Consider the following 26421-nt stretch of genomic DNA (forward strand, 5'->3'; position numbering starts at 1 on the left):
AAAGGGATGAGTGAAGTTGAATTTAGAACAGGTGATTTCCGCATTAACTTATACGTTTAATGAACCACTGAATGATGGTGAACAAAGAAGGATTGTTTTTTGGGTGGATAAGGATAGAGAGTTTGTTGAGGAAATTCAGCAAATATCCATTGGTAATGTAAAAGTTCATCAATTAACAGAGCAGAATAATTTCTATACAAAATATTTGCTTGAAGAGGAAGATGTAACTTCTCATTACCTTGTTTATACAAATGATGATTTAAGTGTAGAGGAAAATTGGCTTATTGATACGGTTTACTATTCAAAGGTGTTTTATGCAGACAAGATTTCCTTGTTGTTAGATGAATTAGGAATTGATTCATCACTACGAGCAACTGTAAAGAAATACGAGAAATTTTTTATCAAAAAGCATACTCAAAAATTCAAGTCCTACGGGATTCAGGACTTTTCGAGAGAAACGATTGAAGTTGCTATTATGAGTGTTTTATCTGGATTAAAAACACCTGATTTTGAAGAGGTACTAAAAACAGTGTTGAAAGAAAGTCTTTCAGAAAAAGAGAATAAATACGTTCATTCAATGGAGAAGTATTTTGATATCAATGTTTTCTGGAAGTATGTTTCAAATTTGTATGCCTATGATAAGGAAAATCGTATGTTGAAGACTTTATTCATTCACTTAACTGTCACAACCCTTAGTCATTCAATTGAGGAATCGTTGCTTTCAAATATAAAAAGTTACATTGCTGAAAGAAACAAATCAAACAGCTTAATCTTTATAGATCATTGGATGCATCATAAGGTTGATTATATGATTTACAATGAGTTGGCTGAAATTGTAGAACAAGAGATACAGTTGGCTAATATTGTTCGACCATTATCAATTGAAGCCTTTAAGAATGCTGATACATTCCCTTATTTTGATAAGGCAATCATTATTTATATTGTGAATAGTCTTGAAGCAAAGCATGAGGATTATGAGGAATACATTAAGCTCATTAATTTAAGGAGAGTTAAACACTTTTACGAGCGATTTCAGTGTATCTATGAGGCGTTATTCTATACAGTAAAAATGTATGAATTCTACAAGAAATACAATATAGGCATCCCAAAAGGCTCTGTGATTGATATGTGGAAGAGCTATGTAAATGAGTATTATTTAATGGATACATATTATCGAAAATTTTATGTTGCTTATGACAATGAGCCTAATAGTGAAATTCTGAAAAAATTAAAAGTAATGGTGGAAAATCTTTATACAAATTGGTATATAGGGGATTTAAGCTCACATTGGTCTATGGCTGTAGAATCAGATTTAAAAGATAAATGGGTTCTTCCGGGAATTACAAATCAACAAAATTTTTATAAACAATATGTTGCTCCAAAAATACTTAAGGGAGAACGGATATTTGTCATAGTTTCGGATGCTTTACGGTATGAAATAGGCGTTGAGATAGTAGAAAAGCTTAATGCAGAAACATTAGGTGCGTGTGAAATAGAACCAGTCCTTAGTGTGATTCCATCTGTTACGAAACTTGGCATGGCTTCTTTATTACCGCATAAGTTGATTGATTTTGATGAGAATGCAAGGGTTTTTGTTGATGGTAAGACTTCTAGTGGGATTGAAAAACGTAAGGATATTATTGAATCGACTGTTGCAGACAGCGTGGCAATCTATGCACAAGAAATGTTGGCGATGAACAAAGCGGGCAGGAGAGAGTATTTTAAAGGGAAAAAGCTCATTTACATTTATCACGACACAATTGATGCAATGGGCGACAAAGCCTCTACTGAAATTTATACGTTTGATGCAATTGAAAAAGCAATCCATGAGATTTATACGTTAACAAAAATTATTCGAGATGATTTATCTGGAACAAATATTTTGATTACTGCTGACCATGGATTTATCTATCAAAGAGATGCGTTACTTGAAAGTGATAAAATGGAGAAAGAGGATATCCATACGATTGAGATGAAAAGAAGATACATGCTCTCAAAGGAAAAACGAGAGATGGATGGCATATTAAATATCAATTTAGATTCCGTTATTCATAATAAGCATCAATTAAATGTCTACGTTCCAAAAGCAACAATTCGATTCAAACTACAAGGCTCAGGTGTGAATTTTGTACACGGAGGGGCAAGTCTTCAAGAAGTAGTTGTGCCTTTAATTAAATACAAAAACATCCGAAGAGGCCAAACGAACAGTAAAGAAATTGTAAAGGTAGATATCAAGCTGACAAGTTCAATACGAAAAATCACGAATAGTTTATTTCATCTTTCTTTCTTCCAAACAGAAAAAGTAGAAGATAAAGTTGTTTCTAGAACCGTAGTGATTTATATGGCAGATGAAGAAGATAGTGTCATTTCTAATGAAGAAACAATTATTGGAGATCGTACATCAGAAAATCCAGAAGAACGGACATTTAAGCTACGTTTTGCATTAAAAACAATAAATTATGATAGAAATAAACATTATTTTCTAATCATTAAAGATATAGAGACAGGTGTCATTTTAGAAAAAATACCATTTAACATTAATTTGGGGATTATCAGTGATTTTGATTTCTAAGATAAGGGAGGGAAATAACATTGATTGAGAATGAGGTAAATACGCTTGAATTAGATAAAAAATTAAATTCCATCTTTGGAGGACGTGTTGTTCGGAAAGATTTAACAAAACTCATTAAAGAAGGAGCTAATGTGCCTGTATATGTACTTGAATATTTGTTAGGTATGTATGCAGCCACTGACGATAATGAAAGCATTCAAGAAGGAGTATCTAGGGTAAAGAAAATACTCTCTGAGAACTTTGTACGACCTGATGAAGCGGAGAAGATTAAAAGTAAGATACGAGAAATTGGCCAATATTCTGTCATTGATAAAGTAACTGTCCGTTTAAATCCAAAGAAAGATGTATATGAAGCAGAGTTTTCGAATTTGGGATTAAAAGAAGTGCCAATCTCTTCAAATTATGTTAAGGAGTTTGATAAATTATTATCTGGTGGCATCTGGTGTATGTTGAAACTTGATTACTTCTACGATGAAGAACAAAAGAATATGAGTCCGTTCAGCATTGGTAATCTCAAACCAATTCAAATGCCCAATATGGATTTAAATGAAATTATTGAGGGAAGAAAAGAGTTTACCAAAGATGAATGGATTGACATACTGGTTCGTTCTACAGGAATGGAGCCTACTCAGCTAAATTATCGTGTAAAGTGGCATTTGCTATTAAGGTTGGTCCCACTCGTAGAAAACAACTATAACATGTGTGAACTTGGCCCTAGGGGAACGGGCAAGAGCCATGTATATAAGGAAATATCACCGAACTCTATCTTAGTTTCTGGGGGCCAGACAACCGTAGCCAATCTTTTTTACAATATGTCTTCTAGAACAATTGGTTTAGTTGGTATGTGGGATGCTGTTGCCTTTGATGAAGTTGCAGGCATCAAGTTTAAGGATAAAGACGGCATTCAAATTATGAAGGATTACATGGCAAGTGGTTCATTTGCCAGAGGAAAAGAAGAGAAAGCTGCATCTGCTTCTATGGTTTTTGTGGGAAATATCAATCAAAGTGTTGATTCTTTAATTAAAACCTCACATTTATTTGCCCCATTCCCTGAGGAAATGGCAAATGACTCAGCGTTTTTTGATCGAATACATTATTATCTTCCTGGGTGGGAGATACCAAAAATGCGGCCAGACTTCTTTACTAATCGTTATGGGTTCATTGTTGATTATTTAGCAGAGTATTTTAGGGAAATGAGAAAGCAATCATTTGGTGATTGCATTGATCAATTCTTCAAATTGGGTAATAACTTGAATCAACGTGATGTTATTGGTGTTAGAAAGACCGTATCAGGTCTTATGAAGTTATTGTATCCACACGGTGAGTATACAAGAGAGGATGTTGAAGAAGTTCTTCAATATGCTCTTGAAGGACGTAGACGTGTAAAAGAACAGCTAAAGAAAATTGGAGGAATGGAATTCTATGATGTGATGTTTTCCTACATAGATAAGGAATCCTTGCAAGAAGAACATGTATCTGTTCCTGAGCAGGGCGGTGGCAAACTGATTCCAGAAGGTATGGGGAAACCAGGTCATGTTTATACTGTTGGAGTCGGTGAATCGAGTATGATTGGAGTATTTAAACTAGAAAATCAGGTTGTTTCTGGCTCAGGTAAATTTGAAAAATCAGGAGTTGGATCAAACAGAGCAGTAAAGGAAAGTTTAGAGACAGCATATCGTTACTTTACTGCTAACAGTAAAAGTATTAGTGGTTCGATAGTGATTAAGACCAAAGATTACCTAATGCACATTGCTGACCTACAAGGAATAGGTTTAACTTCTCAATTAGCCGTTGCAGAATTGATTGGCTTATGTTCAGGTGCTTTAGAGAAACCTGTACAAGAAAGTACCATAATTTTAGGTAATATGACTGTAGGTGGAACAATAGAGAAGGTTGAAGAACTCGCAAACAACTTACAAGTTTGTGTAGATGCTGGAGCTAAAAAGGTATTAATCCCTGCATCTTCTGTTGTTGACTTTCAAACTGTTCCATCGGATTTATTAATTAAAGTACAACCTATATTTTATTCAGACCCGATTGATGCTGTTTTTAAGGCTTTAGGAGTAAGTTAAGTAGAGGTTTTGTATCTTAAGAGAGGTTATAAATATTATTATAGCGTCTCTTTTTAGTACTACAAGCATGTTGAATGTTCAACGATGTTTTATTGAATATTTAGATGCAAATCCCATGAGGATTAAAAGAATTATTTATGATTTCATTATCGTATGGTAATAGCAATGATAAATTCCTCATGAGCTATGAGTATGAGAATTCATGGTTCAAAGCGTGGACGAGTTCTTACAAAAGTAAAGATATAATGTCATTTGTGAGGCAGTCAATTGAAAAAAATTCTAGGTGCTATACCATTTTTAGAGATCTTTTAGTGGATATTTAGGGATAATTGATTTTCCAAATGAGCAAGAGGTAAATGGATGAAGCCTGTTTCACTTACAGATCAGGCTTCTTTTCGGTGAACAGCAACTTGGGTAATTAATAATTGATGAAGAGAACGAAAGAAATACATTAAGGACAAGACCTATACTGGAAATCACTAATCATAAAAAAGAATGTGTAACTATTCGCATCTATCTTACTAAAGACACAATTTTAATTATGGAAAACATACTGTAAGTATATCAAGGGAGCTTCTTTTTGCTTGAAGTTATATATTCTCTAATAAAAATATATTAAAAGTTTTTGTTTACAATCAGTTAATTTCTATGAACACTTAAGGTGTTAAATAGAAGCATGAAGTTATTGACGCAGGATATGGCAATAGGGTTAAGGTGTAATGTGGTTATTGTTATAGAAAGGAGATATTGTTTCAGGATGAAAAAAATATTATGTCCATATTGTAGAATAGTTTTAGAATCTCATCACTATGTTGTACTTGATATCAATTATACAATATGGCACGAATCTTGCTATTATAATGAGGGTTGCTTTCAAAAAAAAGATAAAGGCCCATTCATAGATATTATTGAAAAATATAGTGTATTTCATGAAATCTTGCCTAATTCATAGGAAATTAATAGCTTATTGTAAGGTCCTATCTGAAATAGTTAGCGAAATTCCGGCGGAGATTTAGACATTTAAGGAAATTAGGCTTTTTACATAGGGATATTTGGTAGTTATCCCGTTTTTGATGATGCCTCTAATTGTCTGGTTTTAGTTCGGAATTGAACCGAGCTTAAACCCAGACAATTTTTGCTTAATGCGTTTGTTGTTGTAGTAATCGATTATATGATACCAAAGCTTCACCATAATACATCACTTGTTTCAGAATGAGATTTTCCATCACCGCATTGTCTGCACAGTTGGCTTTTCTCGACATACTCTGAAAGATCCCGTTGCTCGTTAATGTTTGGCTCCATCTATTATGCTGATAATGCCCTCCATGATCAGGTATAGACCAACTGCAAATCTTCAGTTGGTCTATACGTGTCCAAAGAATCGCATAAACATATAAATGTGCCTATAGTTTCATTGAATTCAATATAGGCAAACTGATTTAACCTAGGGTTATATACTAGAGTGTAATCCATTATTCTATCATATATAGACAAGGTTGTAAGGTGATTGGAATATCGGTTATATATCTTGAGGTTTAATTTTTTCGAACAAATATTCTCTTTTATATCACAATGATTTATCATATGTTAAAATAGGGAATAACCGATTAAGTGATTATTAAAGTGATATATTCATGATTGGAAGTCATGGGAGGATTATGTATGCAAAATAAATATTGTGAAGATAATGTTTTAACCAATGAAGCTTCGGTAGAGTCCTTTTTTGTTAATAGAATGTTAAATGATATGGGATATGAAGATGCTAGTATTATGCCTAAAACAAGTATACAAGCACTAACTGTAGCTCAAGGTAGTAGAAATCTTTTATATAAGCCTGATTATGCGTTAAAAGTAAACGGGAATATTAAGTGGATACTAGATGCTAAAGCTCCTAATGAGAACATTGACAATTATATTGGTCAATGTTCGGGATATTGTTTGATGTTAAATCAAACATATCGTAATGAGAATCCAGTTGAATTTTTTGTCCTCACGAATGGTTATAAAACAAAAATTTTTAATTGGGATAGCAACGAGCCCATTATGGAATTGGAGTTCGAAGACTTTCAAATTGGAAATGAAAAATTTGAAGATTTTAAAAATATATTATCCTATTCCTCAATAGAAACTCAAGAAACTGTCGAATCAATCAATCAAGAGAATACCCATATAATGTATAAGTTACCTTTAGAAGAAATTAATGCTGCTTTTGCATGGTGTCATCAACATATTTATAAAAAAGATGCTATGAGTCAATCAGCAGCATTTGAAGAATTTGTGAAGGTAGTATTCTTGAAATTATTATCAGATAGAAGAATTCTTAGATCTTATCCTCAATTAGCAAGTGGAGATGTCATTCATGTACCAAAAAATGAAGTGAAATTCAGAAAAGAATGGATTATAGAAAGAGAAGAGGATACTCCGAATCCATTAGCAACGATTCAATTTAGTGAATTATTGAATCAACTTGAAAGGGAAATATCAGAGGGTAACAAACGACGAATATTTGATGCGGATGAAACCATAAATCTATCCCCTGAAACAATTAAAGGAGTGGTAGAAAAACTTGAGGGAATATTCCTGTTTGGTATTGACGCGGACCTGAATGGTCGTCTATTTGAGACTTTTTTGAATGCTACCATGAGAGGGAAAGACTTAGGACAGTTTTTCACTCCTAGAAGTGTCGTTAAATTAGGAGCGAAACTTGCTAATGTTAAAGTTGGTTTCTTAAAAGAAGATGGTACTAGATATACAGAATCAGTTCTAGATGCATGTTCAGGTACTGGTGGCTTTTTAATTGAAACTCTTGGAGATATGTGGAGAAAAGTTGATAGAAATAATTCTCTATCTATTGAAGAAAAACAAAACATGAAGAGAGAAATAGCTTTAAATAAAATTTATGGTATCGATGTAGGAAAAGAACCTGCACTTGCTAGAATTGCTAGAATGAATATGTATTTACATGGAGATGGCGGGAGTAGTATTTACCAAGCAGATGCCCTTGATAAAGAAGTGCGTGTTAACGCAAATGATTCAATAGAAATGGAATCAGAAAAAAATGAACTAAGAAGATTAGTGACGAATCCGGATGGTTTTGTAGATGTAGTAATAACTAATCCACCTTTTGCAAAGACATATGATAGAAGAACAGAAACAGAATCTAGAATACTTGATTCTTATAGAATTGGTCGAAATAATGGCGTTCTAAGACAAAGCTTAAAATCTTCCTTAATGTTCTTCGAAAGATATCATGATCTCTTAAAAGATGGAGGACGTATGATAACTGTAATAGATGATGGCATTCTAGGTGGAAGAGATTATGCTTGGTTCAGAAATGAAATCAGGGATATGTTTATTATTAAAGCAGTTATTTCACTTCCTGGTGATGCTTTTCAGAGGTCTAAAGCAAGAGTTAAAACATCAATAATCATCTTGGAGAAAAAGGATCCTGATGCCGGTGAACAACAATCGTCAGTATTTATGTATCCGTGTAGATATGTTGGTATCGATGATCCTGCTAGACAAAGAGTACTACCGATTGATAGAGAAAATCGAATAAAAGCTGACGAAGAAATTGAAACTGTTAATAGGTTATATACTAGTTTTCTTAACGGTGATTCATCAGTTTCAGATTTTGTAGTGCCTGCAGAAAAAATTCAAGACAGAATAGATGTTAAGTCGTGTCTGTACGAACCTAATAGAAATGTCGATGAGTGGATAGCAAATCATTATAATGTAGTTAACTTTGCTGACTTAGTGGAGCTTGTAGAATTTGATGAAAGAAACACTATAGTTACTAGAGATAGCACTGAAGTTGTTACTTATGTAAGGGTTAGATACGATGGGTACGCGGAAGCAGGCGACACTATTTTGGCTTCTGATAGTAAATATAGTAAATTGTATTTAGTACATGAAGATGATATAGTAATTAGTAACATTGGTGCTACTTATGGGGCAACTGCAATAATCCCGTCAGAACTAGATGGTGCTGTTGTTACAAGTGAATATACAGTACTTAGGCCGTTGGAAAATGTTAGTAAGTACTTAGTGTGGCTGCTTTTAAGAAGCCCGGAGGCTCGGGCAAACTTATTACTTTCTGCAACTGGTATTAGCCGAACAAGAGTTAAGTGGGAAAACTTGGCTAACCTTATTATTCCAATACCGAATATAGATGTTATCAATAATGCAATTTATTATTTGTCTGAGGCAGAGGAAATGTTACGTGAGGTAGAGCTGAAAAGAAGACAGGCTAGAGAGACATTTGAATCGGCGGTAGATATAAATAATCAAGTAGCAAAAGATATCTTATCAGCTTTTAAACCACCAAATTGATATAAATCCTTCTACTACTAGTAGAAAGTACCCTATCAGAGAGACACTTTGAAAAAAGTCCATCTGATGGGGTACTTTAGTTTATAATGAGAAAAAAGATATCGAAGCGGATTAAAATGTCCAAAGATTATTGACCCAAAAAGAACATGAACTACTAAAAGGAGACTCCTTATGTGAAAGCCGTAAGTGATAAATCCATTACCTAATACAGATGAATTTAAACGTCATTTTATTGCAGATAATGAGAAAGGAAATTCCCTCGCGAAATATTTGAAGAAGCTGGCCTAAAGGCTGATTTAATCGATATTAACCGTATCAGAAATGCCGGAAAATGGTGGTGAGCGGTGTATAAATCCGGTGTAGGAGGTTTATAGGATACAAGTGTAAACGCTAAAATAAAAGTTGACCACTTTAGTACAATTCGCTAATCAAAAAGTTGACCACCCTTAACACCCAATCCCTTATCATTGAGTTTGTCGAGAACTTTATGATTTGGGAGGAAAAAAGGATGTTAAAGATGGCTAATATAGAGCTTATCAGAAAATTGCACTTTAAAGAAGGTCGATCTATTCGGCAATTATCAAAAGATCTCAATCTCTCCAGGCAAACGATACGAAAAGCCATACAACAGAATGAAATTCCAACCTATCAACGATCAAAGCCGGTTGCCAATCCGGTCATCGACTCCGTTAAATCTACCATTATCCGATGGCTAACGGAGGATGAAACAGCCCCAGTAAAACAGCGTCATAGTGCTGCTCAAATCCACAGACGCTTGGTAAAAGAATACGGCTTTAAAGGCGGAGAATCCACCGTACGCCGTTTTGTACGCCAATACAAGCAGCTCAAAGAAACCCCAAATTCCTCTATACCGTTGGAATTCGATCCTGGCGAACATGCCCAATTTGATTGGGGAGAAGTCATTGTGTGTTTGAATGGGATTGAAAGGAAAGTCATGCTTTTTTGTATGAGACTTTTGTATAGCCGCAAAATATTTGTAAAAGTGTTTCAGCATCAACGTCAAGAGGCATTATTCCAAGGCCACGCAGACGCCTTTGATTACTTTGGTGGTGTTCCGAAAACGATAGTCTATGACAATATGAAAACAGCTGTAAAGAAGGTGTTAGAAGGAACGAAGCGAGAAGAACAGGAAGCTTTTGTCCAGTTTCGCTCCCACTATCTCTTTGATGCCCAATTTTGTGCACCCGCCAAAGGAAATGAAAAGGGACAAGTGGAGAAGCTGGTACAAACAGCCAGAGCTCAATTCCTTGTGCCGGTTCCTCAGGTTAGTGAAATTCTGGAGCTGAATCACTATTTAATGGAACAATGTAATGCCTATGAAGAAACCTTCGTACCCAAAACAAACGAAAAGGTGGGTGAACGATTTCAGGAAGAGCGTGTGCAACTATTGCCGATCATCAGTAAACATCCTTGTGCCAGGAAGGTGAAAGCCAGTGTTAATAGCCTGTCCCTGGTAAACTTTGAAACCAATGCCTACTCCGTCCCAACAAGATATGCAGGACAAAAAGACGCTCACCTATATGCCTATGTCAATCATATTGAGATCTGGCTAGGCGGGCAATGTGTAGCGAAGCATGAACGTTCCTATGAAAGATTTCATGAAGTATTTGAAGTGGATCATTATTTGGATGAACTAGAGAGAAAACCAAGGGCCATTCCGCATGCACGCCCTGTCCGCAGAGCGAACCTTCCTGCCAGTTATCAAGAATTTTATCGTCGTACTCTTTCTAAATATGGGCATGGAAAAGAATTCATTAAACTACTAAAACTCCATCGGGAGTTCTCGATCGAAACGGTCAAACAGGCGGTTGAAAGTAGTGTAAAAGAGCAGCTATATACAGCTGATAGCGTCAAGCATTATCTGTATCTAATGACGAAGCCAGAAATCATGAAGCCATCCCCCATAAACTATAAAATGGACCAATCTGTCGCAGTCAAGGCGCCTACTTTCGATCCATATGATCAATTATTACAGAAAGGAAGGTATCTACACTGAGCACACATCGATATCAAATGGATGAATATCTAAAAAGATTACGATTACCAGCCATACGTGAGCAAGTGGACGCTTATTTGCGTGAAGCAAATGAGCAACAAATCACCTATGAAGACTTTCTTTTTCATTTATTAGCGATTGAAGTAGCTGAGCGAGAAATCAAAAAGAAAGCGACAGCCAGAAAAAAAGCGCAGTTTCCGGTACATAAAGACCTTCTCGCTTTTCAATTTGAAGAGGCCCCTCACGTACCTAAAAGGCGCATGTTGGACATCTTTCAAGGGGAATATATTCAACAGAAAAGGAATGTCATATTCATCGGGAACTCGGGAACAGGGAAAACACATTTATCCATCGCGCTAGGAGAAGAAGCGATTGAACAGGGCTATACTGTACGATACTATACGGCCGCCCGCCTATCCAATGAACTGATGGAAGCTCAGGACGAAAAAAGACTGCTTCAGTTAGAAAAGCAATGGTTGGCCGCAGATGTCACAATTGTCGATGAACTGGGCTATATCCCCTACCACCAGAAAGCAGCAGAATTACTCTTTCAATTTTTCTCGGCACGTTATGAAAGAGGCAGTATGGTTATCACGAGTAATCGGGAATTTAGTCGATGGGTAGAGGTCTTTCACGATGAACAGATGACCGCCGCCTTGTTGGATCGAGTAACCCATAAGGCACACATCATCCCCATGAATGGAGAAAGCTATCGTCTCAAAGAGACTTATTCGAAGTAACAAGAGGGTGGTCAACTTTTGCATGAGCGACATGGTCAACTTTTGGGTTGACGATTACAACAAGTAAAATCAATTCTGGAAGACCGGCAAATCGAGAATTAACACTAGAGTGTCAATACCGTTTTAGTTTTCCCCACTATCACCGGAATAAAATTCCCCACTGATGCCGTTACTTCGATAACGCTGCTGGATAAATCCCAGCCTTTTTCTTTTCCTTCAAACGATACGAATCTCCTTTGATATTGAAGGTAACCGCATGATGAAGGAGTCGATCTAAGATGGCAGTCGCTAAGACATCATCCCCAAACACTTTGCCCCATTCTATATATGATTTGTTCGAGGTCAAAATCATCGCTCCATGTTCATATCGCTTGGATACCACTTGAAAAAAGACATTTGCCGTCAACTCGTCAAAAGGAAAGTATCCCACCTCATCAATAATCAATAAATCTGGACGGCTCCATTTTTGTGCCAATTTAGGAATGCTTCCTTTTGTTTCTGCCTTACGGCATTCTGCCACCATTTGGTCAGCCGTCAAAAACAAGGCGGTATGTCCCTTTGCCAGAGCTTCTAAGGCAAAAGAGAGGGCGAGATGGGTTTTCCCTACACCAGGTGGCCCTAAAAGAAGACGATTCTCTCCATTGGCAATAAACCGGCAGGTAAGGGTTTCCTTTACACGTTGCTCATTGATGCTTGGCTGAAACGTAAAATCAAAGTCATGAATGGTTTTGGTATAAGGAAGTTTGGCGCGCTTGATTCGATTTTCTAATTTAGCTGATTCTCGACGTTCCCATTCCTGTAAAACAACCGTGTGCAGAAAATCAAAATATGATACATTATGGGTAGAAGCATTCTCTACCAGATCATCCAATTGACTGGCTGTGTCATGCCAGCCCAACTGGATGAGTCGTTCTTCAAGGCTGGATTTCATTCTGATTCATTCCCCTCGAGTGCGGCGTAGGTGGCTAGAGATCGAGCTTCCACCTGTGGAGTAGAAGGACAGAAATCCGGGGTCGGCAAACCAGGGGAGTTCTGTTGTTTCTGCTCTTTTTGTTGTTCTTCTGACTTCTCATAGTGCTCCAACTGAATATGCATATGTGCTTTTCCTGTCATAATGGGATGTTGGGCAATGCGGTCTTGTGCATCGTATATTTCCAACTGTTTGTCCAATGTCACTTTCAACTTAACTTTCTGACCGGCATACCGAAAAGGGACAGAGTATTTCTTTCCTAAGTAAGAGACAAAGCAATCTCTGCTTACCTCCCGCACTTCCCAATGGCTTGTTGGGAATAACGGCTTTATTCCCCAGGCTTGAAGCTGTGGCTGTTCCGTTTGCCAACGCTGAACCGGCGGTTCTTGTGTCGTTTCATTTTTCTTTTTATTAGCTGTTTTGTCCAACCATATCTGTATGTCATGATTCCATGCTTCCAGCGTAGGTTCATGTTTTCGTTGAAAGAAATTTTTCTTTAGGTAATCCACCGTTCTTTCTACTTTTCCTTTCGTCTGTGGGCGGTAGGGTTTACAAGCTTTCGGGACGACCCCATAGTAGGCTAAAAAATCTTCAAACGTACGATTAAAACGAATCTCTGTTGGACTGTGCTTTGTCACGACGGTTTTCATATTATCATAGAGAATCTGATTCGGAATGCCGTTAAAATAGGAGAAGGCATTCATGTGACATTTCATCAATGTTTCGAGCTTCATATCTGTCGTAAACTCAATATACTTCATCCTGGAATACCCCAGAATCATGAGAAAGGCATAAACCTTTTGTGGATGACCATCCATCACTACTTCACCGACTTCCGCCCAATCCATTTGAGCTTGCTTCCCAGGAGGTGTCTCAAATCGCCTAGTGGCCTGTTTCTTTGGTTGTGCCCGGAAGGGCTGCACAAAATCTCGTAAAATTGTACTCTTCCCCTCATACCCCATTGCTGTAATTTCTTCAAGCAAGACCACGCAATTTGTGGTTCCTTCCTGAATTCTTTGTAAGAGATACGCCTTATAGGGATCTAACTTGCTTTTCCGTTTCATTCTCGATTTTGAAGAAGGTGTTTCTTCAGAATGAATATATTTTCGAATGGTTTTTCGGTCGAATCCTGTTTCCTCTGAAATAGCTGATAATGTCCATCCTTTTTGATAAAGTTCTCGAATCATTATAAAATCCCCCATTTTCAACATCGACGATCCCTCTCTTTTGTAGTGATACGTCGATTATCCGTGATTAGTGAGGAATTTTAAATCGGTGTTATTGAGTATTTTAACTCCGGCAGTGACACTAGAGGAAAAGCTTAAACGGTTAGAAGCAAAAAATCGAATGCTTGAGGCGGAGAATAAACTATTAAAAGAGCTGGCCTTTCTCGAAAGACAGTTGTTAAAGAAGTAATAATCGAACCAAAATGGAAGTTTGAACTGATTAAGCATACGATTGAGAAATACAATCTAAAACGCATGGTGAGCTATTTATGTGAAGTATTGGGCGTATCTCGTTCAGGTTACTACAACTACTTTCTAGAAACATCAGCCCAAAAGCGCAAGGCTAAAGATGAAGCGGTTGAAAGAGTAAGAGAATGATTCTAAAGGCTTATCATTTTCGCGAGGACACGTCAAATTAAAATGACACTTCTGTAACGCAGGGCCGCATTATGAAGAAATTCGTGATTATTTGTCCCATTCGAAGAGCGTACCATGTCGACGGATGATCAAGGCAACAAAGGAACATCGCACATGCCCAAATATCTTACAGCGTAACTTTAAACAAGGGAGTACCTGGAAATGTAATCATTATCGAGGGCAATGAAATTTAAAGAAGTTGCCGCCTGCAAAAATACAGTCGACGGCTTCAACTAGTTCCCTAGGCTTTTTCAAAATGTCTTTTATAAGGGGTACACTTTAAATATATATGCGTTAGCTTTTTATTCTTTAAATTATTTATCAAATATATCATTAAATAAATGCACTTGTGCTGTTCGATTTATCCAAATAATAATATTATGATATTTAACATTAGATTGTTGGCCAATTTTTATACTGGGATTTCCATATAATATAATTTGGTTATTGTTTTCTTTATAATTTTTTTTCATAAAATAAATTAATGCTTCATTTTCATCAGAAATATTTACACTCACATTTGGGACATGCTTATATCCATCTAAATGAATATCTTTCACATAGGGTTTTACTAATTTAAAAGAATAGTATGTTCTACCTTTTGTATCTGTCTTACACTCATAGCCCTTTACTACTCCTTCTATACAAACAGGGTGTTTCGGTTTTGGATTACTCCTAAAATATTTTGATAGTTCTAGGAAATCAACGTGTTCTGGACCATAGTAGAATTTATCCCAACTAATCATCTTGTTATTATATTCTAATTTTAGATATTTTTTGATATCGCTATTTTTTTCCATACTAGAACGCAGTATCATGATATCCTTCATTCGGCTGAGATAAGGAGCCATTGTTCCTACATTTTTATATTCTATTTCTGGGGTATCTTTTTTATCTTTTGGTTTTGAATTTATGTTCTCTTCCTCTTCTACAGGTGCTTCTGCCATTGCATCCTTAACTACTTGCAGCCTTATCGCATATTGATTTGGTTTCTTTTTTTTCATAAATTCTTTCAATGTCATTGGTTTACGTGCGATAATTTCTATCTGTCCAAATGTATTGTACTTACAATTTTCTCCGTGTTCTCTTCCCTTAACTAAATAAAAATAAGGAGATATATCTATTGTCCTATCTTCTAATCTTCTCTTTCCTGATACTCTAAATTTTAGTTCTTTCTCACAATCAACGCAGGTGAACTTTTCTTTGTTTAGTTCTCGCTTATCTGCTTCAATATGTGTTATCTCTTCTTTTGTTTTAGTGTAAATTGCTTTATCTATTTTAACACCCATATAAATAATTCCTTTCTATTATTATATTATTTACATTTTATTCCATCGCAACTCGTTTTTCAATCTAATCTGATTACCGATAAAAATAGTAATGTAAACACTGGAATAAAGTGGTTCTTGCGCTACTTTGGTGAAATGTACTAAATAACCGATACTAAACTAGCTGGAGCAAACCATAAAATTAATTTTTTATGGTCCCGCTGATATTGAAAACTCGTATATGGCTATTAGAGGCTAAGGTTCGGAATTATCTACAGGAGGGAATGTTAATTTCCTCTATGGGGAAATGGTTAGAAGAGCAGGCAAGAAATCTTATTCGCTTAAACCTGCCATTCTAGAAATGGTTCCGAAAACTCACAAGGAATTTTTCTTATGTGTTATTAAGAAGTTTTCTTGTATGACAAGGAGGAGGTTTACGGTGTTAGTTAACGGCAGACCAGAAGAGTTGGTTAAGTACAGTAAAGGTACATATAACAAAGAGAAATTTGTCCAAGCTGTTAAGGACAGGTGGGAACTGACAGACTTGCAAATAAGAATGACGTATCTTGTATCCGATCTAGCCGTCAATGCGGAAGGCGTATTTTCGATTACGTATCACAACTTCTTACGAATGTTTGAGGAGCGGTTTAGGATGGAAGTCAGCTTATCATCTGTGAGAAGATTCTTTGGACTCTTGTCCAAAATAGGGGTCTTGTCTGTTAATCATGCTAAAAGGAAAAATAATCAGCAATCAGCCAATATCTATATCGTGAATGTCACTCAAGAAGGTGAACAGCCGAATGAGCATCCTTCTGATACTCTTACTGAGCAGCCGGTAGAGCAGCATAATAAAACGATAAATAAACCCTTTAATAAACCTTTAACTGATTTCAATTGTAATTTCAAGGAACCTATATCACCTGCTAGATTCAAAGCCTTATTAATCGATGCCTGTCATCAGTTTTATCGCGAATTCTCTATTGGGAGATACTCCAAAAAACAATGGGTCACATTGATTGATAAATTTGCGACAGATACGATTGAAAGTGAACGGTATCGGAAAGTGCCCATACAAAATGTGAAAAGCTATGCTTATCAATCGTTAAAAATCATCACCGCTAATTCTGATTATAAACATTCAGATGACTTTGATGACTATCGAAAGGTCATGTATGAACTTGGACAGGATAAAAACGATCACTATATGTTGGATTCGAATTCAACATTATATAATTGGCTCAATAATTAATTAGTTTTACATAAATTAGAGGTTTATGCGATTTATGTCTGTCATTCCTCGAAAATAGCCAATCCTCTTCCATTTCTACCTGGAGATTCGCTTTAAATAGTTTTGTATAGTAATAATTATCTCTGTTAAATTTATTACAAAATTGAAACTATTATTACAATAGTGTGAATAAAATGTTGGAAATAAATTCAAATACTGATATAATTTGCTTATTGTGACTATGTCTACTGGTATAATTTATTAATCTGGGCTTTATTCGGAACATTTTTTTATTAATTAAGAATGGAGGTATATGGGATTGGTCACAAAATAATATTTAAAGAGGTTAGGAGAATAAAATGAATAAATTCGTTTGTATGATGACTGTAGTTGCTTTGACAAGTGGCGTATTGGTCAACTCTACTTTTGCTGAAAGTCAAGCATCTTCTAATGATTTATTATCAGATATTAAAGTTGATCAAGTGTTAGAACAATCAGGGTATGATGCTGACACATTAGAAGAAATGGAAAGTAAAGATAAAAGGGAAATAGCAGAAGCAATCAATAAAAATCCGGATTTAGTAGATGTTAATTTTTCAATAATGGATATAGATAATTTATCAATGCTTGAATACTTTACAAATACTGATGATAGCTTACTTTTTGAGGATGGGTTTAGTGCAGATGATGTAAAACAAATTAGAAATAATTTAAAACAAATAAATTCATTAAATGAAAAAGAAATGAAGGAGAGATATCATGTAAGTTCACCCGAGTACAAAATGATTAAGAAATCATTAGAAAAGAACCCAAATTATAAAGTCAAAAAAGATAATGGTGATAAAGAAGTAACAACTTCTGGGAGTATTGCTACTTCAAAAATGTCTTTCGCTATGACAAAGGTGAATAATTCTACAAGTAGTGCGCCGTCATATAGTATGACTGTTACATATAACTGGAAAACGCCATATTTTGTAGATACGTTTAGTGATTATATTGGTGTTTCTTGGGGTGGAGGATTAAATTCAAAAAGTATTTCTTCTACGGCTAAGTATTATTCAGGTAATTGGTACACGGGTAAGTATACTACATTAAAAAATACAAAAAGTTGGTCAAAAACAGAGACACCTAATAAAGGTATAGTATTTTCTACAAAGCAATCAAATACCTCAGCTACGCAACAAAATAAAACAGGTACAATAAAATTTACACTTTATCAAACAAAATTCAAAGGTTATGATACAAAAGTTCTCTCACAATTTGCTCATAAGATTCTTGCAGTAAGTGGAATAACAATTTCTGGTTCGCCGTCAATTACTATTGGTACAGGTTATGATAAGAGTGCACAAAAAAGCTCAACAATAAGATACTAAAATTGAAAAGGTTTGAAGCACTCATTTTTCTTAAAGAAATGAGTGCTTATTTACCATTGAAGGTGTAAATATGCAAAAATTGAAGACAAAATCAAGAATTATAATCATGATTAGCACCGCTTTTTTATTATTATTATTTATATATGGAGGTAATCATAAAACAGAGTTAGTAACGGAATTGGAAGAAAAATCGATTTCCAACAAACAATGGGCATTATTAAATAAAGCTCAAATGATAGAAGGTGTTAATGGAATTGAAAACTATGATATTAATGCTGTTAGTGCCTGGGAAATTTCAAAAGGAGATAGTGATATAATAGTAGGTGTACTTGATACAGGAATTGATATTTCAAATCCTATGATTTCTGAGAGTATCTTTGTGAATAGATATGAAATTGCAAACAATGATTTAGATGACGATAATAATGGCTTCGTGGATGATGTTAACGGCTGGGATTTTTATAACAACGACAACTCTGTTTATGATGATTATCTAGGGGATTATCATGGAACATTTATTACTTCTTTAATTGTGGGGGCTCATAAAAAGAGTAATGAAGTATGGGGGATAGCGCCAAACGTGAAAATTTTACCTCTGAAATTCATGAGAGGATCCTCGGGAAATCTTGACGATGCAATAAAAGCTTTGGATTATGCATATAGTTTGGGTGTTAGAATAATTAATTGTAGCTGGGATAACACTACTTATGATTATAATTTGTATGAAGTAATGAGGAAATATGATGATATACTATTCGTATGTTCATCTGGAAATGCAGGGAATGATTTAAAAAAAACACCTGCATATCCTTGTAATTTTGATTTAGATAATGTTTTATGTGTTGCAGCTGTAGATAATAAAGGTGAAATGTATGAATTTTCTGGGTACGGAACATCTAATTTAGTGGCAGCCCCTGGAAAAGATGTGTTAGGAATGTTACCAGAGGGAGATTATTTATACTCTGATGGCACATCATTTGCTACTGCTTATGTAACAGGGATTGCAGCATTGGTGAAAAGTACATACAAAGATATTAGTAGTGAAGACCTGGCTAAAATAATAAGAACTAGTCAAAGATCTATATATGATAATACAAATAGTAAAATGGAGAATAAAATAGTTGATGCTAAGTTAGCAATTGAAAAAGTTTTAAATCTCGATTAACTCAACTTTAAGGAAGGTCTTTATAACAGAATTATAGTAGAATTTATTATTCATATATAAAAAGACTAACTGTATACAGATTTCTGTTTTGTTATATCATGGAATTGATTTGTGTTAAAATATATTTAGCTTTAATATTCAATTTTTATGAGAAAGAGCTGATGTCATGACTTACTTAATGATTTTAATATTATTGGGCTTTTTGATTGTACAATTTGTATGGCTTAAACCTGCCACAAAAACAAAAACACTAATTTTACCGATTATATTTAGCGTAATTATTATTATATTTATAATATTTAAGTTGGATTTTGGGAATATGTTGTTTCCTTTCGTGATAACTGGAATTCTTCTTTGGGCATTATTTATTTGGAAGCTTTTTAAGTATAATTAAAGATTATAGAATGAGGTTGGCTAACTTTGATTTATCTTTATCCCGGAGATATGTGTCTGTCACGACCCAGTTTTTCTTGTTTCACAGAATGTTCCACAGGTGGTAAGTTTGTTTGAGTGAAAGGCTCTGTTTATGTATGGGGCCTTTTTTTAATTTCAAATTAATTTTAAATCTTTGGCATATAAAAAAGGTGCCAACATCAGATGAGAAACCTATACTCCTGTGTATGATAGCAGTATTCATGGGCTATTAATTTCTTTTATATAGGAAGAAAAACAAAATATCATTTCCATAATTTCCATATTGCAATCTAGTTGAATCCAGATTAAAATAAAAAAGCAGTCAACGAGAGAGCCTGAAAGAGAGAAGCACGAGGGCTGCAGGGGCGAGTTCTTCATGGCTCACCATTTATAAAACATGCGGGTGTGGCGGAATTGGCAGACGCACCAGACTTAGGATCTGGCGCCTTACGGCGTGGGGGTTCGACTCCCTTCACCCGCACTTAATATGCGGAAGTAGTTCAGTGGTAGAACACCACCTTGCCAAGGTGGGGGTCGCGGGTTCGAATCCCGTCTTCCGCTCCAATGCCAAGTACTATGCCGGGGTGGCGGAATTGGCAGACGCACAGGACTTAAAATCCTGCGGTAGGTGACTACCGTGCCGGTTCGAGACCGGCCCTCGGCACTCTCGAAATTTACCAAGTATGCGCCCGTAGCTCAATTGGATAGAGCGTTTGACTACGGATCAAAAGGTTAGGGGTTCGACTCCTCTCGGGCGCGCCATTATTTACGGGAAGTAGCTCAGCTTGGTAGAGCACTTGGTTTGGGACCAAGGGGTCGCAGGTTCGAATCCTGTCTTCCCGACCACTCTAACAATCATATGGGGCCTTAGCTCAGCTGGGAGAGCGCCTGCTTTGCACGCAGGAGGTCAGCGGTTCGATCCCGCTAGGCTCCACCACTTATACGGAGGAATACCCAAGTCTGGCTGAAGGGATCGGTCTTGAAAACCGAGAGGCGGGTCAAACCGCGCGGGGGTTCGAATCCCTCTTCCTCCTCCATCATAATTTCATAATGGTCCGGTAGTTCAGTTGGTTAGAATGCCTGCCTGTCACGCAGGAGGTCGCGGGTTCGAGTCCCGTCCGGACCGCCATTCATGATTAAATTAATGATCTATGATAACGAAAACTAATATGTCATGCCGGTGTAGCTCAATTGGTAGAGCAACTGACTTGTAATCAGTAGGTTGGGGGTTCAAGTCCTCTTGCCGGCACTCTTCATGACGGAGGGGTAGCGAAGTGGCTAAACGCGGCGGACTGTAAATCCGCTCCTTCGGGTTCGGCAGTTCGAATCTGTCCCCCTCCACCATCCAAATAGGGGCATAGTTTAAAGGTAGAACAGAGGTCTCCAAAACCTCCAGTGTGGGTTCAATTCCTACTGCCCCTGCCAAAATGGCGGCTGTGGCGAAGTGGTTAACGCATCGGATTGTGGTTCCGACATTCGTGGGTTCGATTCCCATCAGCCGCCCCATAGATGCGGGTGTAGTTTAGTGGTAAAACCTCAGCCTTCCAAGCTGATGATGAGGGTTCGATTCCCTTCACCCGCTCCAAAAAAGAATCATAACGGGCCTATAGCTCAGCTGGTTAGAGCGCACGCCTGATAAGCGTGAGGTCGATGGTTCGAGTCCATTTAGGCCCATATCATTATTCCGCAGTAGCTCAGTGGTAGAGCATTCGGCTGTTAACCGAACGGTCGTAGGTTCGAATCCTACCTGCGGAGCCATTTGGCCCCTTGGTCAAGCGGTTAAGACACCGCCCTTTCACGGCGGTAACACGGGTTCGAATCCCGTAGGGGTCATAAAACCATGTACAAGTTGTACATGGTTTTTTTCTATTTGCCGCCAATTTTCTAATAATAAAAGCTGAGAGAAAGATGGTCAAATTCCTTTTGTCTAAAACATAATACATTTTGAAAAGGCTTATATGTATCTAAATGAAAAAATAGATGAAACTTTAGTAATGCAGATAGTATAAAGTTAATCAATTTGAAAACAGTGCACACCATCATTCATGTGCACTGTTTTTATTATTCCCTCAATTCATTCCATTACTAATAAGCTCATTTACCCTACTATATTTTACAGTTATTCCTCTCTATGACATTGTGATATATTTACTATATGAAAATATAAAGAGGTGCTTTTGATTGAGTGACAAAGCAAAGCAGTTATTTGAATATTTATTAGCTGTGAATAACCTGCGTTTTAAGGTTATCCGTGAATATAAAGAGTATGAAAAAACGTGGACTAAGTCGGCCCTTGAAGAATACGGGGAAGGCGTGTTTTTAATGGGGGAGGGAGAAGATAGTGATGCTATTCTAGAAATACATCGGCAAACCGTGAGTGATGCCGATAGCACACCTCCCGATCCTGATGAGTCCATTAGGGAGTGGATTACCTACTCATATGATAACGAGAAGCATTCTCCGAAAATCCCTGATTCAAAGGTAATGACGGAAGGGGACACGCAGGTAGAAGTCCGCTTCGATGAAGATCCGAATCGGGTTAAACTTTTTAACGAATGGAAAGCAGCCTGGAGCGATTGGGCGGCTAATATGACAAGGATGAAAAGCGTTCAGGCTCTGTATGAACGTTTCTTTAAGCTGCATCAAGAATTCCAGGTGGAGGGTGAAGGACTGGAGCTGCTGTTAGGGCAGACCATTTTTACATGGAAACATGAAGTGGGGACCATTTCTCATCCTTTGTTCACGACCAAACTGGATATTGAGCTTGATGCTGATAAGGGAATCGTTATTGTGAAGCCAACGAATCAGGGTTATAAGCTTGAATTGAATATCTTGAGCGGGATTCCGCTTCCGAACAATGATGAAATCCAATTGATTAGTCAAACCGCACACTATCGAGATGTGTTCGAGGAAGATGTCCGTGATTTATCAAATCAATTTATGAACATCATTGATGCGAGTGGCCGTGTGGCGATGGGGGATGAACCAATCAATCCTTCCAAAGATCCTGTCGGCCATGTGGATGAATATGTCCTGATTCTTCGGAAAAAGGATAATCAAGTCCTCAAAAATGATTTAGAACAGATTATCGAATTGATGCAGCAGGAGGATTTTCAGGATCCAGCCACGATTGCCTCCATTGTCGGGGATGAAGTGAATTTTGATCAGAAAGAGAACAGCCTGAAGTGGGATAAGGTGGCGACGGATTTATATTTCCCATTGCCAGCCAATGAAGAGCAGAAGGAAATCGCGCGTCGCTTGGCAACGAATTACGGTCTGACGGTTCAAGGACCTCCTGGGACAGGGAAAACCCATACGATTGCGAATATCGTCTCTCACCTATTGGCCCATGGGAAGAAGATTCTCATCACGAGCCAAAAGGAAAATCCGCTGAAAGTGTTGAAGGAGAAAATCCCGGCGGAAATTCGGGATTTATGTGTGCCGGTTCTCGGTGGAGGAAGAGACTCTCTTAGAGAAATCGAGAACTCCATCCGGACCATCTCCGAACAACTCGGGAATCTATCGACCGAAAAGCTGGAAACGGAAATTGCGTGCGACAAGGAAGAGCTGGATAAGAGTCGACGAAAGGAAGCCAAGCTCAAACACCAGCTGCTTGAATACAGCAAAAGCGAGAAGCTGGGCATCGAGTATAAAGGGAATCCTGTCACGAAAGCAGATGTCGCGCAAATGCTTACGGAGGAATCCGTAGATTATCAGTGGATTCTCGATAAGGTTGCCATGGGTACGGAATTTCCTTTATCCAAACAGGAATTCAATCAGTTATGGGAACTGAGAGGTACACTAAATGAAAAGGAACTTGGCTTGAAGGATTCCGTTCTCCCTGAATCAAATCTGCTAAAAAGCATAGAGGAAATGCAAAGCTGGCTTACGACAGGAAGAGAACTCCAAGAAAAGCATGATCAAGCCATCACGTATACCGACAAAGTTCAATTCCCTCCTGACCAGGCCTATGCCGAGCAAGTAAAGCAGGAGCTTGCGGAGATTTTGGTCTATGAAAACGATTTCGAGGAAGGTTCCTCCTCACAGAAAATCCTCGAAGACTATCTGGCAGGAGGCTCACGCAAAGAACGGTGGACGTCCTTCTTCCGTGACATGAAGGCATTGAATGAAGAAATGACGGTTATGAATCGGACGATCATTCAACATAAAATCATCCTTCCAAATAAGTCGGATTATGAGTTAGAGTCAGATATTCTAATTTTTGGAGAACGCCTGCGAGAGAATAAGAAACCGAATTTTATTTTTACGATGACGAAGGGGAAAAACGCGAAATACCTTTGGGAAACGCCTGTCCTTAACGGCCAGCCCGTACGGACAGTTGAGGAGATAGACATCCTGCAGAAGCACCTACTTTTGAAAAAGAAAAAAGATGAGGCAGTCCGCACGTGGAATGCGAATATCGATGAAATTGGCGGAACCCATATCGACATCGATGACAAACGTCTCTTTAGTGTTATTGATCAAGAAATTACCCTCTATGAAAAGACCATGCAGCTAGGTCAATTAATCGAAGGCTTTAGAGAAACAGCTAATCGTCTATCGTTGAACCAGCCGAATTGGCTTAGCTATGCCTTTTATGTGGAGCTGCAAACAGCTGTTGAGCATGTCTATGATGTCATCAGCTATCAAGAGTGGGAAACAGGTTATCATGCCTACATCGGGCAGCTGAACGAGCTTTCAAAGGAGCAACATGTTCACCCGATTGTGCATTCGTTTATGGCTATCTTAGAGGAGAAGGATGCCTCAAGGTGGCATGAGAATCTGGATGAACTAACGGGTTTAAGGAAGAAGAGAGAGGAAGTCATTGTATTCTTTAATCTTCATGCTAAATTCAAAGCCCTAGCACCTAAGACGGCGGAATGGATGATGAGCACGTTATCGAAGGATATGCCAATGCCTGAAGAGGTGCACAAGGCATGGGAGCTTAAAGCTCTGTATGATTGGATGACCATCAATGAGGAATTCGAGGCCGAGCGCATCGAAAATAGCATCAAGGCCGAGCAGGACTATCAAAAGAAATTGATCACCAGCATCGTGTCCAATTCAACCTGGTTGAATCAAATCAACCGGATTACCGATGAACAAAAGCGCGCCCTCGTTGCGTGGAAAAACTTCATCAAGCGCTATGGGAAGGGAACCGGGAACAATAAGCGCTTCTTAGCGGATGCCCGCAAGGAAATGGAAACAGCGCAATCTGCCATTCCGGTCTGGATCATGCCGGTCAATCAGGTGCTTGAAAACTTCCCAATTAGCAATGAGAAATTCGATGTCATTATTTTTGACGAGAGCAGTCAATGTGACATCATGTCCGTCCCTGTGCTTCTGCGCGGGGGAAAGGTGGTCGTTGTCGGGGATGACGAGCAAATCAGTCCATATGGAATTGGAACGAAGGATGCAGAGATTGAAGAGCTGATTAATCGTTATTTAGACGGCGTTCCGAACAAACGCTTGTTTGACCATAAGATTTCACTTTACGAGATTGCCGATCAAATCTTCCCTAAGAACGGCCGATTAATGCTGAAGGAGCATTTCCGCTGCGTTCCGGAGATTATTCAATTCTCGAATGATTTAAGCTATGGTGGTCAAATGATTCCGTTAAGGCTGCCGTTTGATAATGAGAAAATAGAGCCGCCAGTGGTGGCGATAAGGGTAGAGGACGGATATGCCTCAGAAGGAACGAATATGGTCAACGAACCGGAAGCGGATAGAATCGTCGAAGATATCGAAAGCATCCTCGCTGACCCGAAATATGATGGGCAAACGATTGGGGTCATTGCCCTGCAAGGGAATAAACAGGCTGCGCTTATCGAGAATAAAATCCGGGCAACCATTCCGGAAAGTGAATTTGTAAACAGAAAGATCATCTGCGGAAATGCCTATAGTCTCCAAGGGGACGAGCGGGATATTATTCTCCTATCCATGGTGATTGCCGGCAACAGACGCTTCATGGCCATGACGAAGAAAGACCAGCAGCAAACCTTCAACGTCGCCGCCAGCCGTGCGCGAAATCAAATGAGGCTCTATCACTCAGTCGAGTTAGATGAGCTGAAGAAGGATTGCTACCGCTACAAATTATTGAGCTACTGCAAGAACCCGACAAGAGTCAACGACACACTAGAAAATCTAGAGGACAAATGTGATTCACCATTTGAAGTCGAAGTGCTTCGCATGATTGTGGCCAGAGGCTATAAAGTCCAGCCGCAGGTCAAAGTAGGCCAATACCGCATTGACCTCGTCATTGAAGGACTCAGAGACCGACTCGCGGTGGAATGTGACGGCGAAAGATGGCACGGACCAGAAAAATGGGAAGAGGACATGCAACGCCAATACAATCTAGAACGTGTAGGCTGGAAATTTTGGCGAGTCCGTGGCAGAGAGTTCTATTATGATAAGAAAAAGGCGATGGAGAGTTTATGGAGAAGGTTAGAGGAATTGGGGATTGAGGCTAACGCTTAGGTTGATTTTTATATGATAAAGTACACCGAATAGTTTAGGCGGTTTGAGTTCTTCATCTTGGAGAGCTTGGGCCGTTTTCTTTTTAGAATCTGTTAAAATCTGTAATGGTTAAAAGGTTTATATTGTACTTATATAAATTACTTTTCCGAG

At 37.8% G+C, this 26421-nt stretch carries 13 protein-coding genes and 16 tRNA genes; 26 read left to right on the forward strand and 3 right to left on the reverse strand.

What is annotated here, in order from left to right; translation table 11 throughout:
• Positions 1 to 10 precede the first annotated feature (10 nt).
• The 5 genes from pglZ (at position 11) to istB (ACY8DX_RS09495) (ending at position 11733) form a co-directional block, all read left to right on the forward strand.
• Entirely contained in the window at positions 11 to 2572 is a 2562-nt protein-coding gene (gene pglZ, locus ACY8DX_RS09475; RefSeq protein ID WP_462406688.1) for a BREX-1 system phosphatase PglZ type A, read from the forward strand.
• Positions 2573 to 2592: 20 nt separating this feature from the next.
• Entirely contained in the window at positions 2593 to 4644 is a 2052-nt protein-coding gene (gene brxL, locus ACY8DX_RS09480; RefSeq protein WP_462406689.1) for a protease Lon-related BREX system protein BrxL, read from the forward strand.
• A 1662-nt stretch (positions 4645 to 6306) separates the two neighbouring features.
• Positions 6307 to 8976 carry an N-6 DNA methylase gene (locus ACY8DX_RS09485; RefSeq protein ID WP_462406690.1) on the forward strand — a complete coding sequence of 890 codons (2670 nt, stop codon included), beginning with the start codon at positions 6307 to 6309 and terminating at the stop codon, positions 8974 to 8976.
• 508 nt (positions 8977 to 9484) lie between these two features.
• Entirely contained in the window at positions 9485 to 10993 is a 1509-nt protein-coding gene (gene istA / locus ACY8DX_RS09490; protein WP_439803018.1) for an IS21 family transposase, read from the forward strand.
• 17 nt (positions 10994 to 11010) lie between these two features.
• The gene (gene istB, locus ACY8DX_RS09495) at positions 11011 to 11733 is read left to right on the forward strand and encodes an IS21-like element helper ATPase IstB (protein WP_462405992.1); all 723 of its coding nucleotides are present in this window, start codon (positions 11011 to 11013) and stop codon (positions 11731 to 11733) included.
• A gap of 169 nt (positions 11734 to 11902) precedes the next feature.
• Here the strand turns inward: istB (ACY8DX_RS09495) and istB (ACY8DX_RS09500) are convergent, their stop codons facing one another.
• A complete protein-coding gene (gene istB / locus ACY8DX_RS09500) occupies positions 11903 to 12664 on the reverse strand; it encodes an IS21-like element helper ATPase IstB (protein WP_049669381.1) in 762 nt (253 codons plus the stop codon).
• Complete coding sequence (gene istA / locus ACY8DX_RS09505; RefSeq protein WP_049669382.1) at positions 12661 to 13914, reverse strand: IS21 family transposase; 1254 nt, start codon at positions 13912 to 13914, stop codon at positions 12661 to 12663. The genes istB (ACY8DX_RS09500) and istA (ACY8DX_RS09505) overlap by 4 nt, the downstream gene beginning before the upstream one ends.
• Before the next feature lie 70 nt (positions 13915 to 13984).
• Between istA (ACY8DX_RS09505) and ACY8DX_RS09510 the strand changes: the two genes are divergently transcribed.
• A complete protein-coding gene (locus tag ACY8DX_RS09510; protein WP_462406691.1) occupies positions 13985 to 14119 on the forward strand; it encodes a hypothetical protein in 135 nt (44 codons plus the stop codon).
• 541 nt (positions 14120 to 14660) lie between these two features.
• On the opposite strand, the gene ACY8DX_RS09515 is transcribed toward ACY8DX_RS09510, so the two are convergent.
• Positions 14661 to 15635, reverse strand: coding sequence for a hypothetical protein (locus tag ACY8DX_RS09515; RefSeq protein WP_462406692.1), 975 nt, complete (start codon positions 15633 to 15635; stop codon positions 14661 to 14663).
• 418 nt (positions 15636 to 16053) lie between these two features.
• On the opposite strand from ACY8DX_RS09515, the gene ACY8DX_RS09520 reads away from it, so the two are divergent.
• The 20 genes from ACY8DX_RS09520 to ACY8DX_RS09615 all read left to right on the forward strand — a co-directional run bounded on the left by ACY8DX_RS09520 (position 16054) and on the right by ACY8DX_RS09615 (position 26271).
• Positions 16054 to 16863 carry a hypothetical protein gene (locus ACY8DX_RS09520; protein WP_462406693.1) on the forward strand — a complete coding sequence of 270 codons (810 nt, stop codon included), beginning with the start codon at positions 16054 to 16056 and terminating at the stop codon, positions 16861 to 16863.
• A gap of 338 nt (positions 16864 to 17201) precedes the next feature.
• On the forward strand, positions 17202 to 18215 hold the full coding sequence (locus ACY8DX_RS09525; RefSeq protein WP_462406694.1) for a hypothetical protein: 1014 nt from the start codon (positions 17202 to 17204) through the stop codon (positions 18213 to 18215).
• 70 nt (positions 18216 to 18285) lie between these two features.
• Positions 18286 to 19380, forward strand: a complete 1095-nt coding sequence (locus tag ACY8DX_RS09530; RefSeq protein WP_462406695.1) for a S8 family serine peptidase — start codon at positions 18286 to 18288, stop codon at positions 19378 to 19380.
• A gap of 813 nt (positions 19381 to 20193) precedes the next feature.
• A tRNA-Leu gene (locus tag ACY8DX_RS09535) sits at positions 20194 to 20275 on the forward strand.
• A gap of 8 nt (positions 20276 to 20283) precedes the next feature.
• Positions 20284 to 20358 (forward strand) — tRNA-Gly (locus tag ACY8DX_RS09540).
• 14 nt (positions 20359 to 20372) lie between these two features.
• Positions 20373 to 20458, forward strand: a tRNA-Leu gene (locus ACY8DX_RS09545).
• A 21-nt stretch (positions 20459 to 20479) separates the two neighbouring features.
• Positions 20480 to 20556, forward strand: a tRNA-Arg gene (locus ACY8DX_RS09550).
• A gap of 7 nt (positions 20557 to 20563) precedes the next feature.
• Positions 20564 to 20640, forward strand: a tRNA-Pro gene (locus ACY8DX_RS09555).
• A gap of 15 nt (positions 20641 to 20655) precedes the next feature.
• Positions 20656 to 20731: transfer RNA gene (locus tag ACY8DX_RS09560), tRNA-Ala, on the forward strand.
• A gap of 7 nt (positions 20732 to 20738) precedes the next feature.
• Positions 20739 to 20831, forward strand: a tRNA-Ser gene (locus ACY8DX_RS09565).
• 15 nt (positions 20832 to 20846) lie between these two features.
• Positions 20847 to 20923, forward strand: a tRNA-Asp gene (locus ACY8DX_RS09570).
• 47 nt (positions 20924 to 20970) lie between these two features.
• Positions 20971 to 21043, forward strand: a tRNA-Thr gene (locus ACY8DX_RS09575).
• An 11-nt stretch (positions 21044 to 21054) separates the two neighbouring features.
• A tRNA-Tyr gene (locus ACY8DX_RS09580) sits at positions 21055 to 21138 on the forward strand.
• 7 nt (positions 21139 to 21145) lie between these two features.
• Positions 21146 to 21219: transfer RNA gene (locus ACY8DX_RS09585), tRNA-Trp, on the forward strand.
• A gap of 5 nt (positions 21220 to 21224) precedes the next feature.
• Positions 21225 to 21300, forward strand: a tRNA-His gene (locus tag ACY8DX_RS09590).
• Positions 21301 to 21305: 5 nt separating this feature from the next.
• A tRNA-Gly gene (locus ACY8DX_RS09595) sits at positions 21306 to 21379 on the forward strand.
• 15 nt (positions 21380 to 21394) lie between these two features.
• Positions 21395 to 21468 (forward strand) — tRNA-Ile (locus ACY8DX_RS09600).
• A 9-nt stretch (positions 21469 to 21477) separates the two neighbouring features.
• A tRNA-Asn gene (locus ACY8DX_RS09605) sits at positions 21478 to 21552 on the forward strand.
• Positions 21553 to 21555: 3 nt separating this feature from the next.
• Positions 21556 to 21627: transfer RNA gene (locus tag ACY8DX_RS09610), tRNA-Glu, on the forward strand.
• A gap of 348 nt (positions 21628 to 21975) precedes the next feature.
• Complete coding sequence (locus tag ACY8DX_RS09615; protein WP_462406696.1) at positions 21976 to 26271, forward strand: AAA domain-containing protein; 4296 nt, start codon at positions 21976 to 21978, stop codon at positions 26269 to 26271.
• Positions 26272 to 26421: the final 150 nt, after the last annotated feature.

The organism is Gracilibacillus sp. Marseille-QA3620, assembly GCF_054950035.1.